The organism is Paraburkholderia sp. SIMBA_053 (assembly GCF_046534895.1).
Classification (GTDB): Bacteria; Pseudomonadota; Gammaproteobacteria; order Burkholderiales; family Burkholderiaceae; genus Paraburkholderia; species Paraburkholderia caledonica.
The window spans coordinates 1-259 of sequence record NZ_JAWRXU010001028.1 but is presented as its reverse complement, the minus strand read 5'-3'; the positions used below and the strand labels follow the sequence as shown (position 1 = coordinate 259).

1 protein-coding gene is annotated in these 259 nt (G+C 46.3%); it reads left to right on the top strand.

From position 1 onward, the window contains the following. The coding region (locus tag SB753_RS38750) for a diguanylate cyclase domain-containing protein (protein WP_410805372.1) at window positions 1–259 on the top strand (259 nt) is incomplete at both ends.

Below are 259 nucleotides of genomic sequence, written 5' to 3'. Positions count from 1 at the left end.
TAAAAAATTTATTGCCGGAAGATGCGCTGGCCTGCAGGCCGGGGGCCGATGATTATATTCTGTTATTGCCGTTAACCGAGCAAAGCAACCTGCTGCCTTTTGTTCAGCATTTGATCACGCAATACACGGAACCATACTGGCTGGCAAATGAAAAAATTTCGCCTTCTGTTTGTGTTGGTATCAGTATTTACCCCGACGATGCGACAGATTTGCATATTCTTATCCGTCAGGCCGAGGCGGCGATGTTTGATGCTAAACA